At 70.2% G+C, this 430-nt stretch carries 1 protein-coding gene; it reads left to right on the top strand.

Annotation, left to right across the window (positions count from 1 at the left end; translation table 11 throughout):
* On the top strand, positions 1 to 430 hold a 430-nt coding region (locus RAD15_RS44045; RefSeq protein ID WP_458184901.1), incomplete at both ends, for an MOFRL family protein.

The following is a 430-nucleotide window of genomic DNA, read 5'->3' as shown; positions in this document are numbered from 1 at the left end:
GAGGTGCTGATCGTCGCGCGTGCCCGGGACGCGCTCCAGGCGGCGCGGCTGCTCGCTGAGAAGCGTGGCTATGAGGTCATCGACCTGGGCGATCATCTCGAAGGCGAGGCGCGGCTTCTCGGCGCGGAGCATGCCGGACTGGCGCGCCGGCTCACGGCGGACGGGAACGCGCGGGTGATCCTGTCCGGCGGCGAGACAGTGGTGCGGGTGACCAATCCGGAGGGACGTGGCGGGCGCAACCTGGAATATCTGCTTGGCCTCGCCATCGCGCTCGATGGGGCTGCGGCCATCCACGCGATCGCCTGCGACACTGACGGCATCGACGGTACCGAGGACAATGCCGGGGCGATCGTTACGCCCAGCACGCTCGCGCGGGCCATAGCGCTGGGGCTCGATGCGCGGGCGATGCTCGATGCGAACCTCGCCCATC

The sequence above is a fragment of the Bradyrhizobium sp. 14AA genome, assembly GCF_054185205.1.
This window is presented reverse-complemented; position numbering and strand designations above follow the sequence as displayed.